Annotated in this window: 14 protein-coding genes and 1 pseudogene; 8 read left to right on the top strand and 7 right to left on the bottom strand. The window is 66.1% G+C overall.

What is annotated here, in order from left to right; all coding sequences use genetic code 11:
* Positions 1-1850: 1850 nt before the first annotated feature.
* Together ACPEH1_RS14345 and ACPEH1_RS14340 are read right to left on the bottom strand one after the other, a co-directional pair.
* Positions 1851-2381, bottom strand: coding sequence for a CPBP family intramembrane glutamic endopeptidase (locus ACPEH1_RS14345; protein ID WP_262071200.1), 531 nt, complete (start codon positions 2379-2381; stop codon positions 1851-1853).
* 230 nt (positions 2382-2611) lie between these two features.
* Positions 2612-3280: a TetR family transcriptional regulator gene (locus ACPEH1_RS14340; RefSeq protein ID WP_017356653.1), complete on the bottom strand. Its 669-nt coding sequence runs from the start codon at positions 3278-3280 to the stop codon at positions 2612-2614.
* Positions 3281-3514: 234 nt separating this feature from the next.
* Here ACPEH1_RS14340 and smeD point away from each other — a divergent pair, with 234 nt between their 5' ends.
* The 3 genes from smeD to ACPEH1_RS14325 all read left to right on the top strand — a co-directional run bounded on the left by smeD (position 3515) and on the right by ACPEH1_RS14325 (position 9290).
* On the top strand, positions 3515-4693 hold the full coding sequence (gene smeD, locus ACPEH1_RS14335) for a multidrug efflux RND transporter periplasmic adaptor subunit SmeD (RefSeq protein WP_017356652.1): 1179 nt from the start codon (positions 3515-3517) through the stop codon (positions 4691-4693).
* A 12-nt stretch (positions 4694-4705) separates the two neighbouring features.
* The gene (gene smeE, locus ACPEH1_RS14330) at positions 4706-7840 is read left to right on the top strand and encodes a multidrug efflux RND transporter permease subunit SmeE (RefSeq protein WP_017356651.1); all 3135 of its coding nucleotides are present in this window, start codon (positions 4706-4708) and stop codon (positions 7838-7840) included.
* A 61-nt stretch (positions 7841-7901) separates the two neighbouring features.
* The gene (locus ACPEH1_RS14325) at positions 7902-9290 is read left to right on the top strand and encodes an efflux transporter outer membrane subunit (protein WP_423715966.1); all 1389 of its coding nucleotides are present in this window, start codon (positions 7902-7904) and stop codon (positions 9288-9290) included.
* A gap of 22 nt (positions 9291-9312) precedes the next feature.
* Here ACPEH1_RS14325 and ACPEH1_RS14320 read toward each other — a convergent pair whose 3' ends face one another.
* The 4 genes from ACPEH1_RS14320 to ACPEH1_RS14305 all read right to left on the bottom strand — a co-directional run bounded on the left by ACPEH1_RS14320 (position 9313) and on the right by ACPEH1_RS14305 (position 11204).
* Positions 9313-9738, bottom strand: coding sequence for a low affinity iron permease family protein (locus tag ACPEH1_RS14320; RefSeq protein ID WP_017356649.1), 426 nt, complete (start codon positions 9736-9738; stop codon positions 9313-9315).
* 79 nt (positions 9739-9817) lie between these two features.
* Positions 9818-10150 carry a hypothetical protein gene (locus tag ACPEH1_RS14315; protein WP_017356648.1) on the bottom strand — a complete coding sequence of 111 codons (333 nt, stop codon included), beginning with the start codon at positions 10148-10150 and terminating at the stop codon, positions 9818-9820.
* 58 nt (positions 10151-10208) lie between these two features.
* The gene (locus ACPEH1_RS14310; protein ID WP_017356647.1) at positions 10209-10499 is read right to left on the bottom strand and encodes a hypothetical protein; all 291 of its coding nucleotides are present in this window, start codon (positions 10497-10499) and stop codon (positions 10209-10211) included.
* A gap of 252 nt (positions 10500-10751) precedes the next feature.
* The gene (locus ACPEH1_RS14305; RefSeq protein WP_017356646.1) at positions 10752-11204 is read right to left on the bottom strand and encodes a nucleoside deaminase; all 453 of its coding nucleotides are present in this window, start codon (positions 11202-11204) and stop codon (positions 10752-10754) included.
* A gap of 77 nt (positions 11205-11281) precedes the next feature.
* Here ACPEH1_RS14305 and ubiE point away from each other — a divergent pair, with 77 nt between their 5' ends.
* The 5 genes from ubiE (at position 11282) to ACPEH1_RS14280 (ending at position 16453) form a co-directional block, all read left to right on the top strand.
* Positions 11282-12043 (top strand): bifunctional demethylmenaquinone methyltransferase/2-methoxy-6-polyprenyl-1,4-benzoquinol methylase UbiE, encoded by a 762-nt coding sequence (gene ubiE / locus ACPEH1_RS14300; RefSeq protein WP_017356645.1) that lies wholly within the window; start codon positions 11282-11284, stop codon positions 12041-12043.
* Between the two features lie 68 nt (positions 12044-12111).
* Positions 12112-12972 carry a GGDEF domain-containing protein gene (locus tag ACPEH1_RS14295; RefSeq protein ID WP_262071201.1) on the top strand — a complete coding sequence of 287 codons (861 nt, stop codon included), beginning with the start codon at positions 12112-12114 and terminating at the stop codon, positions 12970-12972.
* 51 nt (positions 12973-13023) lie between these two features.
* Positions 13024-14949 (top strand): M1 family metallopeptidase, encoded by a 1926-nt coding sequence (locus tag ACPEH1_RS14290; RefSeq protein ID WP_166473459.1) that lies wholly within the window; start codon positions 13024-13026, stop codon positions 14947-14949.
* Between the two features lie 149 nt (positions 14950-15098).
* Positions 15099-15827: a hypothetical protein gene (locus ACPEH1_RS14285; protein WP_136005157.1), complete on the top strand. Its 729-nt coding sequence runs from the start codon at positions 15099-15101 to the stop codon at positions 15825-15827.
* On the top strand, positions 15815-16453 hold the full coding sequence (locus tag ACPEH1_RS14280; protein WP_423715965.1) for an HAD family hydrolase: 639 nt from the start codon (positions 15815-15817) through the stop codon (positions 16451-16453). The genes ACPEH1_RS14285 and ACPEH1_RS14280 overlap by 13 nt, the downstream gene beginning before the upstream one ends.
* Before the next feature lie 91 nt (positions 16454-16544).
* Here the strand turns inward: ACPEH1_RS14280 and ACPEH1_RS14275 are convergent.
* Positions 16545-16690 (bottom strand): annotated as a pseudogene (locus ACPEH1_RS14275) (carbohydrate kinase family protein); the annotation flags it as partial.

Raw genomic sequence — 16690 nt, 5'->3', positions numbered from 1 at the left:
ACGTACCCGTAGCTCGACTACCGCGCGCCGGCCAGCAGTTCGGCCGGCTGCACGGGCTACAGCGCCACCGCCACCACCGCCGTGACATACCCGCTGACGGCCGCCCCCAGTCCAAGTGCCCCCGCCCGTGTGGGTCCGGGCAGCATCGGCATTGGCTGGAACCCCGTCGCCGGCGCGACCCGCTACACCCTGCAGGAAAGCGCCAACGGTGCGGGCTGGGTCACGCTGTTGTCTGATGGCCGCACGTCGGTCGGGGTCAGCCGAGGCAATGGCAGCTATGCCTACCGGGTGCAGGCTTGCAACTTCGTCAATTGTGGGGCTTGGTCGGGGTTTGCCACGGTCAATGTGGCACTGCCGCCCCCGGCCACTTCCCAGGGCAGCAACCTACAAGGACGGCTACACTGACGATCACGTCATGGCGAATCGCTCGGGCACTAGGCTTCGAGCTTCCAATGAAAATGGAATCACTCGCAACGACACTACACAGAAGCTTAAGCTCAGCGACTTCAAGGGCGTGTTCCGAGCGGAAGGAAGGCTGGACGCAAAACGATTGGATCGACAATTCTCCTGAAAGTGATGGCAGGAGCACCAAACGTGACCGCGCACAACTCGCTACGAATTTCAGGCATCACTGTGGTTGTCGTTGCAGCTTTGAGCGCAACGTCATGCAGCAGCCCGCAAGGCTGCAACTATTCCGTGATCAACCACGAATCCCATAGCAGTCTCGCACACCACTACTAAGTTAATGTGCAAGGTGCATTGGCAAAGGATAGCGTCCCTGAAGGACCAGCCATTGAACTACAGCTGATAACTGTACAGGTAGAGTTTCCGAAGCCGGGCACAAGAGCGTGGAGAGTATTCTACGCGCTGACCAATTCTGGGGGGCACTATTTGTCGTCTGGGACTTGCGCACTTGGCCTGCAGGAATGCAGCAAGATGATGATTGATGCAGCACGCGCCGCGTGCCATGTAAAATGAACGTAGTGACATACCGCGCGTTGGCGCTCACGTTGATTGGCGGCTTGATGCAGGGATGCGGAAACGAGGAGGCCGTTTCGGAGAAATCCATCAACGATCAACCAGACAGTTCTTTAGCTGCTGAATACATGTCGGCGATAGCTGGAGTGGCCGAGGGCCGCCTTTCGCCGCATTCAAAGCTGAACTGCAGCGCTCGAGTTGTTTCGGCCGTAAGTGGATATGACATCGGCACTGGAGAGCGTGTGCGCACGCGTGTCTACTACGTACTTTTGCGAGAAGATGGAAAGCTGTTGCACGCTGACAGCTGTGGAGGATCACCATCTGAATGCACAAGCATAATCGAGGCACGTGCGCGCTCGACCTGCCCTGTGCAGTAGAGGGAAGTGTCGTGAGAGGCCTTCACAACTACAGCGCGGTACTTCCGAGTGTTACCGCTTGAGGCCCGGGAGCGGATCGAATCCGGGAGTATGGAAAGCATCTGGAAAGCCCCTTGGGCGATCCATGCTTTCGCGGAAGCGGTCAGGGTTCAGCACGACCACATCGCCTTTGTTGAACCATTGCAGGACGTCAAAGTGCTTGGAGCTCTCCGCCCAGCCACACGCGTGTAGAAGACTGTTTCGCATACGGCGCATGTCGGAGAACGGTGGGGAGCGCACAGCGTTCAAATCCAGGCCCAACGCCCTGGCAATCTCTCCCCGGGTTCTATGCTCCCAGTGAGCATGGATCGACACAATGTCCAGCGATGACGGGGTGCGGATGTTGAACCCATCCGGCGCAGGCCTGGAGACGAGCGCCCAGAGTGGACACATGCCGCCCGGGCAGTGACGTTACCTGTTGGTCGGCGAGAAGTTCTGAGCCCCGCGCGACTTTCGCTACTGGATGCACGCGATCGCGGCAACGAAGAAGACGCTGCACAGGTAACTGCCTTCCGGCCCTTGCGCGCCACCGGTCAGGGTGTCGAGGCCTTGCGGGCGCAGCGCCACCAGCAGCGCCGGCAAGTGCGCATCGATGCCGGTGACGGGCAGTTCGAAGCCGGTCGCGAGCAACCAGTTCCACCCCGTGTGCCAGCCCATCACGCCCCAGATGCTACCGGTCCGCAACGTCCAGGCGCAGGCGAGCAGCGAGAACAGGAACGTGCTGAGTATGACCAGGGGCGGCTGGTGCGGACTGAAATGCAGGAAGCAGAAAACGAGCGACACCAGCAGCACGGCCACCGCGACATTGGTCTTGCGCGCCACCGCCGACAGCATCCAGCCGCGGAAGATGACTTCCTCCACGCTCGCCTGGAACATGAAGCTCAGTAGCAGCAAACCGATGTGCAGCAGACTGAGAACGCTGTTTGGCACAACTACGCCAGCATCCGCTACCGCTGCAATGCGGTGCCTTTGATCTTCGGTGGTCATCGGCCACCTGCCGAAGGCCGGCCGGGGCGGGTTTGCGGGACCGTCTAGATCAGGGGTGTGTTTGACGAGCCTCCAGGGACGGATTCACGGGGTGTCCCGCAACCCCGCGCCGGATGGCCAAACCCACGGAACCGATGCCCACCGGCTGTCCGCCTGACTGCATGAGGCCGCCCGGCGGAGCCGGCACCCAGGGAACCCATGCAATCCGAGGAGCCGGCCAGCGGCCGGCACTACGCCTCGTCGTCGGTCGGCAGCGCCGTCGGCGCGGCACCCGGGGTGAACACACCCGGCTTTACGAACGCGCTGAGGATCGCGTCCAGGGTCTCCGCCCCGTCGCGTTTGATCTCGAACAGCTCCGGTTCCAGCATCGCGCTGTACAGCACGCCGGTCAGGCTGGTGCTGACGATGCGGGCCACCGTGTCCACGTCCACGCCGTCACGCAGCTGCCCGAGGTCGCGTGCGCGCTGGAAGGCGGCCGCGAAGATGGCCAGCTCCTCGCGCGAGGCCTCCAGCTGCAGCTGCTGCATTGCCTGGCTCTCCACCGACAGATCGTTGCGCAGCATGATCTCCATCATGTTGCGCAGGCGTTCGTCGTCGGCCAGTTCCTGGAAGGACACCAGCAGCGCCGAGCGCAGGTCCAGTACGGGTGTGGAGCGCTTGGAGGAGGTCGTGCGGCGCAGGCGCTCGATGAACGGGATGCGCTCGCGGTCGATCATGGCCGTCAGTACTTCGGTCTTGTTCTTGAAGTGCCAGTACACCGCACCGCGGGTAAAGCCCGCCCGCGCGCCGATCATCGCCAGGCTGGTGCCGGCGACCCCGTATTCATGGAAACAGGCCTGGGCGGCATCAAGGATGCCTTCGCGGGTGGCCTGCGCCTCTTCTTTGGTTTTTCTGGCCATTGCGCTACGCAGGTGCTGGATGAAACCGGCCTGAATTGTACCGCTTTACAAACAAACATGCATGTATGTATATTTGCGCCCCACTGATCCTCGCCAAGCACCGCCTGCCTTGCGCCGGCAGGCACTCAGCCAGGTTTTGTCTGCATTTGTCGCCCTGTTGGCCGTGATTCGCTGCTTTATTGGTGGAGTTCGTGGCGGGGTGCCCCTTATTCGTACCTGTGAGCCCACGCTGCCATGTCCCGATCCCCCTATCGCTTCCTCGCGCTGTCCCTCGCGATCGCCCTGACCGTGTCCGCCTGCGGCGGCGGTGCCCCGGAGGGGCCGCAGGGCGGTCCCGGCCAGGTCACCGTGGCCACCCTGAAAGCCGAGCAGGTCGGGCTGACCCGTGAACTGCCGGGCCGCACCACTGCCTTCCTGGTGGCCGAAGTGCGCCCGCAGGTCAGCGGCATCGTGGCCAAGCGCCTGTTCACCGAAGGTGGGCTGGTCAACGCCGGGCAGGCGCTGTACCAGATCGACGACGCCAGCTACCGCGCCCAGGCCAACAGCGCCCGCGCCCAGCTGGCCCGCGCCGAAGCCACCGCCAATGCGGCCCGCCTGAGCGCGCGGCGCATTGCCGAGCTGGCCAAGGTCGATGCGGTCAGCACCCAGGACAACGAAAATGCGATCGCGGCGCTGAAGCAGGCCGAGGCCGACGTCGGCGCCGCCCGCGCCGCGCTGGATGCGGCCAATGTCACCCTCGGCTATGCGCGCATCACCGCGCCGATCAGCGGCCGCATCGGCAAGTCCTCGGTCACCCAGGGCGCGCTGGTCAGCGCCGGCCAGGCCGAGGCGCTGGCCACCGTGCAGCAGCTCGACCCGATCTACGTCGACCTGACCCAGTCGGCCAGCGAACTGCTGCAGATGCGTCGCGAACTGGCCACCGGCCGCCTGCAGGACAACCAGAGCCTGCCGGTGACCATCCTGCTCGATGACGGCACCGAGTTCGCCCACAAGGGCACGCTGGAATTCTCCGAAGTCAGCGTCGATCCCACCACCGGCAGCTACGCGATGCGGGTCAAGGTCGACAACCCCGACCAGATCCTGATGCCGGGCATGTACGTGCGTGCGCAGGTCGGCAGCGGCGTGCGCGAGAACGGCCTGCTGGTGCCAATGCAGGGCGTGGCGCGCGATCCCAAGGGCGATACCACCGCGATGGTGGTCGGCAAGGACAACAAGGTCGAAGTGCGGCCGGTCAAGGTCAGCCGTGCGGTCGGCAGCAAGTGGCTGGTCGAGGACGGCCTGAAGGCCGGCGACAAGGTCATTGTCGAAGGGCTGCAGAAGATCCAGCCGGGCATGCCCGTGCAGGCCACCGAGATGGGCGCTGCGCCGGCCAAGCCGGCCGCTGCGCCGGCGGCTCCGGCCGACAAGCAGTAAGCGGAGAATCCAATGGCACGTTATTTCATTGATCGCCCCATCTTTGCATGGGTGATCGCGATCATCATCATGCTTGCCGGTGCGCTGGCCGTGGTGAAGCTGCCGGTCTCGATGTACCCGGAAGTGGCACCGCCGGCCGTCGAGATCAGCGCCACCTACCCGGGTGCATCGGCCAAGGTGGTCGAGGACTCGGTGACCCAGATCATCGAACAGAACATGAAAGGCATCGATGGCCTGATCTACTTCTCGTCCAACAGCTCGGCCAACGGCCAGGCGACCATCACCCTGACCTTCGAGAGCGGGACCAACCCGGACATCGCGCAGGTGCAGGTGCAGAACAAGCTGCAGCTGGCCATGCCGCTGCTGCCGCAGGAAGTGCAGCGGCAGGGCATCAACGTGGCCAAGTCGAGCAGCGGCTTCCTGCAGGTGATCGGCTTTGTGTCCAACGACGGCAGCATGGATGCCAACGACATCTCCGACTACGTCGGCTCCAATGTCGTCGATCCGCTCAGCCGCGTGCCGGGCGTGGGCAACATCCAGGTGTTCGGCGGCAAGTACGCCATGCGCATCTGGCTGGACCCCAACAAGCTGCACACCTACAAGCTGTCGGTGGATGAAGTCACTGCGGCGATCACCGCGCAGAACGCACAGGTGGCCATCGGCCAGCTTGGCGGTGCGCCCTCGGTGAAGGGCCAGCAGCTCAACGCCACCATCAACGCGCAGGACCGCCTGCAGACCCCGGAGCAGTTCCGCAACATCCTGGTCCGCGGTGGCACCGACGGCAGCGAGCTGCGCCTGGGCGATGTGGCCCGGGTCGAACTCGGTGCGGAAAGCTACGACTTCGTCACCCGCTACAACGGAAAGCCCTCTACCGGTATCGCCATCACCCTGGCCACCGGCGCCAACGCGCTGGACACCGCCAACGGCGTCCGCGCGGCGCTGGAGGACATGAAGGCCAACTTCCCGGCGGGCCTGGAATCGGTGGTGCCCTACGACACCACGCCGTTCGTACAGGTCTCGATCAAGGGCGTGATCAAGACCCTGATCGAAGCGATCGTGCTGGTATTCGTGGTGATGTATCTGTTCCTGCAGAACTTCCGTGCCACCCTGATCCCCACCATCGCCGTGCCGGTGGTGCTGCTGGGTACGTTCGGCATCCTGGCCGCGCTGGGCTTCTCGATCAACATGCTCACCATGTTCGCGATGGTGCTGGCGATCGGCCTGCTGGTCGATGACGCCATCGTGGTGGTGGAGAACGTCGAGCGCATCATGTCCGAAGAGGGCCTGTCACCGCTGGAGGCCACCCGCAAGTCGATGGGCCAGATCACCGGCGCGCTGGTCGGCATCGGCCTGGTGCTGTCGGCGGTGTTCGTGCCGATGGCCTTCATGAGCGGCTCCACGGGCGTGATCTACCGGCAGTTCTCGGCGACGATCGTCTCGGCGATGGCGCTGTCGGTGCTGGTCGCCATCGTGCTGACCCCGGCGCTGTGCGCCACCATGCTCAAGCCGCTGAAGAAGGGCGAGCACCACGTGGCGCACCGTGGCCTGGCCGGTCGGTTCTTCAACGGCTTCAACCGTGGCTTCGACCGTTCCAGCGAAACCTACCAGCGTGGCGTCAAGGGCATCCTGGCGCGGCCGTGGCGCTTCATGTCCATCTTCGCCGCGCTGGCGGTGGTGATGGGCCTGCTGTTCGCGCGCCTGCCCAGCTCGTTCCTGCCCAATGAAGACCAGGGCATCCTGATGGCGCTGGTGCAGACCCCGGTCGGCGCCACCCAGGAGCGCACCCTGGAGGCGATGTACAAGCTGGAAGACCACTTCCTGAAGAACGAGTCCGAGGCGGTCGAATCGGTGTTCATGGTGCAGGGCTTCAGCTTCGCCGGCATGGGCCAGAACGCGGGCATGGCCTTCATCAAGCTCAAGGACTGGAAGGACCGGAATGCCGACCAGGGCGTCGGCCCGATCACCGGCCGCGCGATGGGCGCGCTTGGCCAGATCAAGGACGCCTTCATCTTCGCCTTCCCGCCGCCGGCGATGCCGGAGCTGGGCATCGGCTCGGGCTACACCTTCTTCCTGAAGGACAACAGCGGCCAGGGCCACGAGGCCCTGCTCAACGCGCGCAACCAGCTGCTGGGCGGTGCCGGTGAGAGCAAGCTGCTGGCCAACGTGCGCCCGAACGGGCAGGAAGACACCCCGCAGCTGCGCATCGACGTGGATGTGGAGAAGGCCAACGCGCTGGGCCTGTCGGTGGCCTCGATCAACAACACGCTGGCCACCGCGTGGGGCAGCAGCTACATCGACGACTTCATCGACCGTGGCCGGGTGAAGCGCGTGTACGTGCAGTCCGATGCGGACTTCCGCATGAATCCGGACGACTTCAACGTCTGGTCGGTGAAGAACGCCAAGGGCGAGATGGTGCCGTTCAGTGCCTTCGCAACCAAGCGCTGGGACTACGGTTCGCCGCGCCTGGAACGCTACAACGGCGTATCGGCGATGGAGATCCAGGGCGAACCCGCCCCGGGCGTGGCCTCGGGCGATGCAATGGCCGAGATCGAGCGCATCGCCAAGGACCTGCCGCCGGGCTTCGAGATCGAGTGGACCGCGTTGTCCTACCAGGAGCGCCAGGCCGGTTCGCAGACGCCGCTGCTGTACACGCTGTCGCTGCTGATCGTGTTCCTGTGCCTGGCCGCGCTGTACGAGAGCTGGAGCGTGCCGACCTCGGTGCTGCTGGTGGCGCCGCTGGGCATTCTCGGTGCCGTGCTGGCCAATACCATGCGCGGCATGGAACGCGACATCTACTTCCAGGTCGCGATGCTGACCACCGTCGGCCTGACCAGCAAGAACGCGATCCTGATCGTGGAGTTCGCCAAGGAGAACCTCGAGAAGGGCGCCGGGTTGATCGAAGCCACCATGCATGCCGTGCGCGACCGTCTGCGCCCGATCATCATGACCTCGCTGGCCTTCGGCCTGGGCGTGCTGCCGCTGGCGATCGCCTCCGGTGCCGGTTCCGGCGCGCAGCGTGCGATCGGTACCGGCGTGCTCGGCGGCATGGTGGTAGGCACGCTGCTGGGCGTGTTCTTCATCCCGCTGTTCTTCGTGGTGGTGCAGCGCGTGTTCAACCGCAAAACGCGCAGGACCGGCGATGCCTGATGCGCTCGATCCATGCTCTGCTTGGCGCCGGCCGTCGGCCGGCACTACCCGGGAAATCGTTATGAAACACGCTTCTTTGATTCTCTCCGTCGCAGTTGCGCTCTCGCTTGCCGGCTGTGCCACCCTTGAACCACGGAGCACCGAGGTCGCCCCTGCGATCCCCGCGCAGTGGCCCGTCAGCACGGTGGCCGATGCGTCGGCCACCCCGGTCGCCGATATCGGCTGGCGCGACTTCTTCGTCGACCCGCGCCTGCAGGCGGTGATTGGCCAGTCGCTGGACAACAACCGCGACCTGCGCGTGGCCGTGCTCAACGTCGAGCGCGCCCGTGCGCAGTACCGCATCCAGCGCGCCGACCGCGTGCCGGCGATCGCCGCCCAGGGCCAGATGACCCGCAGCGGCGGCGACGTGCCGGTGACCGAGCAGTTCAGCGCCAATCTGGGCGTGGTCGAGTTCGAGCTGGATCTGTTCGGCCGCGTGCGCAATCTCAGCCAGGCGGCGCTGCAGCAGTATTTCGCCGAGGCAGCCAACCGCCGCAGCGCGCAGTTGTCGCTGGTGGCCGAGGTTGCCAATGCCTGGCTGACACTCGGCGCCGATGCCGAGCAGCTGCGCATCGCCCAGGCCACGCTGGCCACCTATGAAGACTCGCTGCGCCTGACCGAAGCGCGGCACCGTCTGGGCGGTGCCTCGGCGCTGGAGCTGAGCCAGACCCGCACGCTGGTGGAAACCGCCCGCACCGATGTCGCGCGCTTCGGAGGACAGGTCGCGCAGGACCGCAATGCGCTGGTGCTGCTGGCAGGCGGTCCGATCGACGAGGCGCTGCTGCCGCAGGGTGAAATCACCGAGGTCGCGGCCGTGCAGCCGCTGCCGGCCGGCGTACCGGGTGATGTGCTGCTGCGGCGCCCGGATGTGATGGCCGCCGAGCACACGTTGATGTCGGCCAATGCCAACATCGGCGCGGCGCGCGCGGCGTTCTTCCCGTCGATCAGCCTGACCGGCAGTGTCGGTTCGGCCTCGTCGGAACTGTCCGGCCTGTTCGACAGTGGTACGCGTGTGTGGAGCTTCATTCCGAAGCTGAACCTGCCGATCTTCCAGGGGGGCAAGCTGCGCGCGAACCTGGGCATGGCCACTGCCGATCGCGATATCGCGTTGGCGCAGTATGAAAAGGCCATCCAGTCCGGCTTCCGCGAGGCAGCCGACGGACTGGCGTTGAACCGCAGCCTGGCCAAGCAGCTGCAGTCCCAGCAGGCACTGGTGGCAGCGGCCGATCAGGCGCAGCAGCTGTCGCAGGCCCGCTACGATGCCGGCCTGGACAGCTTCCTGACCCTGCTCGATGCGCGCCGCACCGCCTATAGTGCGCGCCAGTCGCTGGTCACCACGCAGCTGGCGCAGCAGTCCAATCAGGTGGCGCTGTACAAGGTGCTGGGCGGCGGCTGGCACGAGCGCGGCTGAGCACGCCGGTACGACGGGGCGGTTACACCGCCTCGTCGTCCCGCCGCATCGGATGGCCGGATGCGCGCACGCGCTCCAGCGCATCGCCGGCTTCGCGCGCCATGCGCTCGTATTCGCGGCGGATCTCTTCCAGCCGTTCCTCGTCCAGTTCTTCCAGATCGAGAAGTTCGTTGTTCGCCTCGGCGTTGGCGCGGATCAGCTCATCGAGCTTGATCTGGATCGCGGCGGTGTCCGCGTTCTGGCTGTGCTGGATCAGGAACACCATCAGGAAGGTGATGATCGTGGTGCCGGTGTTGATCACCAGCTGCCAGGTGTCGTTGAACTTGAAGATCGGGCCGCTGGCGCCCCAGATCACCACAATGGCCAGCGCGCCGAGGAACGTCCACGGCGTTCCTGCGGCATAGGCCGCCTTTTTGGCGACCAGGTTGAACACGCGTCGGAGTGTCATGCGGCACGGCAGGGTGGTTGCGGTGCCCCATCATGGCCAGGCGCGCTGTGCAGGCGGCGTGCAGCGCACGCGACGTGGATCAGGCGCGCGCGCCCAGGCGCGGTCGCGAGGCCAGGTCCTGGCGACCTGCACGGTAGACGTGTTCCCAGCACTGCTCGACGAAGTCGCGGGCCTGGTCTTCGCTAAGGCGCGGCATGATCTGCAGTGCGTAGTGGGTCTGGAAGGATTCGTCGCGCTGTTCGTCGCTGGCCCGGGGCTGGGTGATCAACGAATCGCAGGCGAATTTGATCCACGGTACGTAGTGCCCGAAGGAACCGGAGCCCAGCGTGCCGTCGGCGTGGCGCTGACGCCAATGGCCGACTTCGGCGTCGACGTCGATCACGGCGGGGATGGAAAGCGAGGCGGATGACATGGTTGCGTCGATATGGAAGGAGGGAGTCAAGAGTGCGTAATACCGGGTGCATGCGACGTCATGGCGATGTCGAGCCGGTGTGGCGGCCATCGCTGAAAGATTCAGGGCACGCGCTGCCGAGCAGTTGCGCGTGGGCAACGACGCCGAGGCGCTCGGCCAGCGTGGCGAGCTGGTTGCATACGTCGATGCAGCGCTTGGGGTGGGAAAGCATCAGCTCGTTCTGGATGGCCTGGTAGGCACTCCAGAAGGGCGCGGAGTTGCGGTGACGGGTGTAGGACGCCTGCAGTTGTTCCCAGGCGAGTGTCATGTCCGGTTCGACGGCGGCGGTGCGGGATATTCGGGCGTTCATGGCGTCTCCTCGACGATGCAGCCCCCTGTGCATCCACCATAGGCGGTCAACGATGCCCATTTGTTACTGCCGCGTGTTCAGGGGGTGCGGCACATGTGCGCACCGTGTCGCGTTCTGCCGCGCAGACGCTGCTGGCACAACGCGTTTGCCCCGCCGCCGGCAACTGAAGCGTTCATAACACCGTTCCGCGGCGGGGCGCCGACGGAGCACGGGCGCGCCCGAATGCCGCAGCGCGCCGTGGATCGGACGCTGTTACTCGCCGATGTCTTCGTTCCAGACCTCGGGATGGGCCGAGATGAATCCGCCGAGCAGGTCGATGCAGGTCTGGCTCTGCATGTCGATCACCTTCACGCCATTCTCGCGCAGCCACTCGATGCCGCCCTGGAAGGTGACCGATTCGCCCACCACCACGGTGCCGATGTTGAACTGGCGCACCAGGCCGCTGCAGTACCAGCAGGGGGCCAGGGTGGTGACCATGATGGTGTCCTGGTAGCGGCGCTGGCGGCCGGCCTTGCGGAACGCGTCGGTTTCGCCGTGAACCGAGGGGTCGCCTTCCTGCACCCGTCGGTTGTGGCCGCAGCCGAGCAGGCGGCCGTCGTTGTGGTACAGGGCCGCGCCGATCGGGATGCCGCCTTCGGCCAGGCCCTGGCGGGCTTCGGCGATGGCGGTTTCGAGCAGGGCGGCGTAGTCGGGGGTGGTGATCATGGTCGGTCCGGTAAACAGGAGTGGCCATGATAGGCGGTGGGTGCCGCAGCGTGGCCAGCGGTGCGATAATCGGGGCCATGAGCGAATCCCCCTACAAGACCGGTACCACCCATTTCGGCTTCCGCGATGTCGCCGCCAAGGACAAGCAGAAGCTGGTGGGCGAAGTGTTCACCTCGGTCGCGCGCAGCTACGACCTGATGAACGACCTGATGAGCCTGGGCATCCACCGGGCCTGGAAGCGCTACTACGTGGCCACCGCGCAGGTGAAACCGGGCGACCGGGTGCTCGACCTGGCCGGGGGCACCGGCGACATCGCCGCGCTGATCAAGGAGCGCGTGGGTGAGGACGGTGAAGTGGTGCTCGGCGACATCAACGCCGGCATGCTCTCGGTGGGCCGCGACCGGCTGACCAACCGGGGCCTGGTGTCGGGCCTGCAGTACGTCCAGTGCAACGCCGAGGCGCTGCCGTTCCCGGATGCCAGCTTCGATCTGGTCACCATCGCCTTCGGGCTGCGCAACGTGACCGACAAGGACGCCGGCCTGCGCGAGATGTACCGCGTGCTCAAGGTCGGCGGTCAGGCGCGGGTGCTGGAGTTCTCCGAGGTCACCGCCGACTGGTTCAAGCCGATCTACGACTTCCACTCGTTCAAGATCCTGCCCAAGCTGGGCCAGCTGTTCGCGCGCGACGGCGACAGCTACCAGTACCTGGCCGAGAGCATCCGCAAGCACCCGCCGCAGGAACAGCTCAAGACCATGATGGGCGAGGCGGGTTTCGCACGCTGCCACTACAAGAACCTGACCGGCGGCATCGTCTCGATCCACTCCGGCTACAAGGTTTGAGACCCAGTTCCGGTTCCCGCTGAGGGAGCTCGGCGACACTGCGGGCAGGCTGTCGGAGAGGGCCTGCCATGCGTCTTTACCGCGGGCTGACCCGCGTGTTCCGCCGTTCGTTCAGCGCCAAGCTGATGGCGGTGGTGTTCGTTGGCGTACACGTGCCATTGCTGGTGCTGCTGCTGTGGATGGCCGTCAGCGGCCACGACGCGCACGCCACCCTGTGGCCGGTGGTGGGGGTGGTGCTGGGCGCCACCGTGGTCGGTACGGCGATGGCGATGCTGGCGCTGTACCGGCTGATGGCGCCGCTGCGCCAGGCAGCGGACGCGCTGGAGGCCTACTACGACGAGCAGCGCCTGCCGCACCTGCCCGACCTGGGCCACGATGAGATCGGTCGCCTCCTGCGCAGCATCAACCGCAACCTGCACGGCGTCGATGCCGGCCTGCGCGATCTTCGCCGCAACGTGCTGCTGGACCCGCTGACCCTTGCCTTCAACCGCCGCGGCTGCGAGCAGGCGCTGGCCGATGCGGCGCGGTTGGCGCAGTCGCGGAGGCAGCCGTTGACGCTGTTCGTGGTCGATCTGGACAACCTCAAGCCGATCAACGATGCGCACGGCCACCTGGCCGGCGACCAGGTGCTGGTGCGGCTGGTGGACTCGGCGCGGGCCTGGCTGCAGCCCGGCGAGTGGATCGGCCGCTGGGGCGGCGACGAGTTCCTGCTGGCGGTGCAGGGCCAGCACGAGGCGGCATGCGGACGGCTGCGGCAGTGGCTGGCCGGGCTGGCGGCCGAGGGCGCGGCGATGCCGCTGCGGGCCAGCGCGGGCGGAGCGGCCTACCGGCCGGGCGAGGATCTGCGCGAGCTGTACCGGCGCGCCGATGCGGCAATGTACCGGGCCAAGTACGCAGGCGGAGCACGGCTGCTCTGCGAGGGCGACTGAATAGGGGAGGTGGGGGGTAAACTGGTGGTTTCACCCCGATCGGTCCCGTACATGCGATCTCCGTTCCTGCTGATTCCCCTGGCCGTCGCGCTCGCCGCCGGCTGTTCCAAAGAGCCTGCCGCGCCCACCGCCGACCCCGCCGCCCAGACGCCGAGCGCCACCGCCGTGAAAGCCGACAACCGCAGCCACGACGAAAGCTCCTACGCCGAGCCGGACAAGGTCGTCATCAAGGACCTGGCGCTGGATCTGAAGCTGGATTTCGACAGCAGGCAGATTGGCGGCACCGCCACCTACACCCTGGAGTGGAAGGACAAGGCGGCCAAGCAGCTGGTGCTGGATACCCGCGAGCTGACCGTGGAAAAGGTCGAGGCGCTGGGTGCCGACGGCAAGGCGTCGCCGCTGGCCTTCGTGCTGGCGCCGGCAGACAAGGTGTTCGGCAGCAAGCTGAGCATCGAGGCGCCGGAGCAGCCGGCCAAGGTGCAGATCACCTACCACACCGCGCCGACCGCCTCGGGCCTGCAGTGGTTGGAGCCGTCGATGACCGAGGGCAAGCAGCTGCCCTTCATGTTCAGCCAGTCGCAGGCCATCCACGCGCGTTCGTGGGTGCCGCTGCAGGACACCCCGAGCGTGCGTTTCACCTACACCGCGCACGTGGTGTCGCGCCCGGACGTGATGGTGCTGATGAGCGCCGACAACGATCCCAAGGCCGCGCGTGACGGTGACTACACCTTCAAGATGCCGCAGCCGATCCCGTCCTACCTGCTGGCCATCGCCGCCGGTGACCTGGTGTTCGAGCCGATTTCCGGCCGCTCCGGCGTCTGGGCCGAACCGACGATGGTCGGCAAGGCGGTCAAGGAGTTCGAGGACACCGAGAAGATGATCGGTGCCGCCGAGAAGCTGTACGGCGAGTACCGTTGGGGCCGCTACGACATGCTCGTGCTGCCGCCGTCGTTCCCGTTCGGCGGCATGGAGAACCCGCGTCTGACCTTCGCCACCCCGACGGTGATCGTGGGCGACAAGTCGCTGGTGTCGCTGGTGGCCCATGAGCTGGCGCACAGCTGGTCCGGCAACCTGGTGACCAATGCGAGCTGGAAGGACATCTGGCTCAATGAAGGTTTCACCACCTACGTGCAGGGCCGCATCACCGAAGCGCTGTATGGCCAGGAAATGGCCGAAATGGAGCGTGAGATCGACCAGAACGACCTGCTCGCCGAGGTCAAGGACATGAGTCCGGCCGACCAGGCGCTGGCGCTGCCGCCGCTGACCGAACGCGATCCGGACGAAGCGCTGAGCAACGTGGCCTACGTCAAGGGCTCGTGGTTCCTGCAGTTCCTGGAGCAGCGCTTCGGCCGCGAAACCTTCGATCCGTTCCTGCGTGGCTGGTTCGATGACCATGCCTTCCAGAGTGCGAACACGGACCAGTTCGTTGCGTACCTGAAGAAGAACCTGCTGCCGAAGAAGCCGGGCGCCGTCACCGACGCCGAACTGAAGGCGTGGCTGGACGAGCCGGGCATCCCGTCGTTCGCGACCAAGGCCCGCTCGCGCAACTTCTCCATCGTCGACACCGCGCGCATTGCCTGGGATGGCAGTGGCACGCTGCCGACCCAGCAGATCACCGGCGAGTGGGGCACCCAGGAATGGGTCCACTTCATCGACGGCCTGGGCAAGACCCTGCCGGTGGAAAAGCTGGCCGCGCTGGACAAGGCCTACCACTTCACCGGCACGGCCAATGGCGAAATCGCCATGCGCTGGTACCCGCTGGCGATCCGCAGCGGGTATGCCGAGGCCAATGAGGCCGCCGCAGCGTTCATCGAGCGCGTCGGCCGTCGCAAACTGATCCTGCCGATCTACGCCGAACTGGTGAAGACCCCCGAAGGCCTGGTGCTGGCCAAGGCCGCCTTCGAGAAGGCCAAGCCGGGCTACCACCCGATCACCACCGCCTCGGTGCAGGACATGCTGGACAAGGCAGGCAAGTAATCCCGATGGCCGGCCGGCGAGGTCGGCCCATCGGCGTCACGCGATGCAATGCCTGAAAACGACGGGGAAACCCGTCGTTTTCGTTTGTTCGGCAGCGGTGGGCGCAACCTCGGTAAACTCGGGGAAAACTCCCGAACCGGACGTCTGCAATGAAACGACTGATCCTCATCGCGGCCTGCACGCTGGCCCTGGCTGCCTGCAGCAATCCCGAAGAAGAGCGCAAGGCACAGGCCGCCGCCGCTGCCGCTGCCAAGGCGCAGCAGGAAGCGAAGGCCGAAGGCGTGGCCAAGCAGTACGACATGGCGGTGGCCGCCCAGGACTGGGAGCGGGCACGCATCCACGGCGGATCGCTGCTGGACCAGTACAAGGACACCGACGTGGCGGCACGGATCGAACCGGGCTATGCCGAGGTGAAGGCCAAGGCCGAGGCCGCGCGCGAGCTGCGCCGCATGCAGGCCCTGTGGCAGTACAACCAGATTCCGGTGGGCAAGGGCACGCAGTTCTCGGCGCAGATCTACAGCAAGGAGCGCGTGGACGTGGACGGCAGCGGCGCCAAGACGGTGCAGCTGGTGTTCCGCGACCACCCCAAGTGGGAACGGCATGCCTACCTGGTGCTGCAGGCCGGCGACTTCCGCTGCCCGCAATGCAAGGTGCAGGTCAGCGTGGACGGCGGCAAGCCGATCGCGATGGCGGCCTGGCGCCCGCGGACCGACGAGGCCATTGCGATGTTCATCACCGATCAGAAGGCGCTGTGGAAGCTGGCGCGCAAGGCCAAGGTGATCAGCATCGAGTTCCCGGTCAAGGCCGGCGGCACCCGCACGGCGGTGTTCGAAACCGGCGGGCTGGATACCGCCCGCATGCCCAAATGGTGGGAGTGACCGTGGGCGATGCCACGCGGCCGGTAGCGGCGCCCCTGTCGGCGATCCGCCATTGGGTGTTCGATATGGACGGCACTCTGACCGTGGCGATGCACGACTTCGACCGGATCAAGCGCGCGCTGGGCATTCCGATCGAGGAGGATATCCTGGTCCACCTGGCCGGGCTGCCGGCCGAGCAGGCCACCGCCCGGCATGCCTGGCTGCTGGAGCACGAGCGGGCGCTGGCCGAGGTCGCGCAGCCCGCCCCGGGCGCGGTGGCACTGGTGCGTGCGCTGCAGTCACAGGGCTGCCGGCTCGGCATCCTGACCCGCAATGCGCGCGCGCTGGTCGAGGTGACGCTGCAGGCGATCGGGCTGGGCGACGCGTTCGGTGTGGACGACATCATCGGCCGCGACGAGGCCGAGCCGAAGCCGTCGCCGGCCGGACTGCTGCACTTCGTGCGGCGGTGGCAGGTGGACCCCGCGCAGGTGGTGATGGTGGGTGACTACCGCTTCGACCTCGAATGCGGTCGCGCGGCGGGCACCCGCACCCTGCTGGTCAATGCCCCCGACAACCCGTGGCCAGGCATGGCCTGCTGGCACCTGGCCGATTGCCGCCAGGTACTGGAAACCTGGCAACGCCCGTAGAGCCGGGGTCTACCCGGCTGCCGTCGGTGCGATGGCCGCTCCACCCGGTGCCGCGCAGCGCACGGCCATCGGGCGGATGCGGCGTCTGCCGTTACGCGTTCAGCGCGTAACCGAACTGCTGCTTGAACTGCTCGTTGAACTCATCGAAGGTGAAACGCTGGTTCTGCGTGCCCGGGTGTTCGACCTTCAGCGCGCCCATCAGGTTGCCCATGCGGCCGATGGTCAGCCAGTCGTAGC

Origin of the sequence: Stenotrophomonas sp. NPDC077421, assembly GCF_049545505.1 — a bacterium.
GTDB classification, from domain to species: Bacteria; Pseudomonadota; Gammaproteobacteria; order Xanthomonadales; family Xanthomonadaceae; genus Stenotrophomonas; species Stenotrophomonas nematodicola.
The sequence above is the reverse complement of the archived record's forward strand: the minus strand, read 5'-3'. Positions and strand labels throughout refer to the sequence as shown.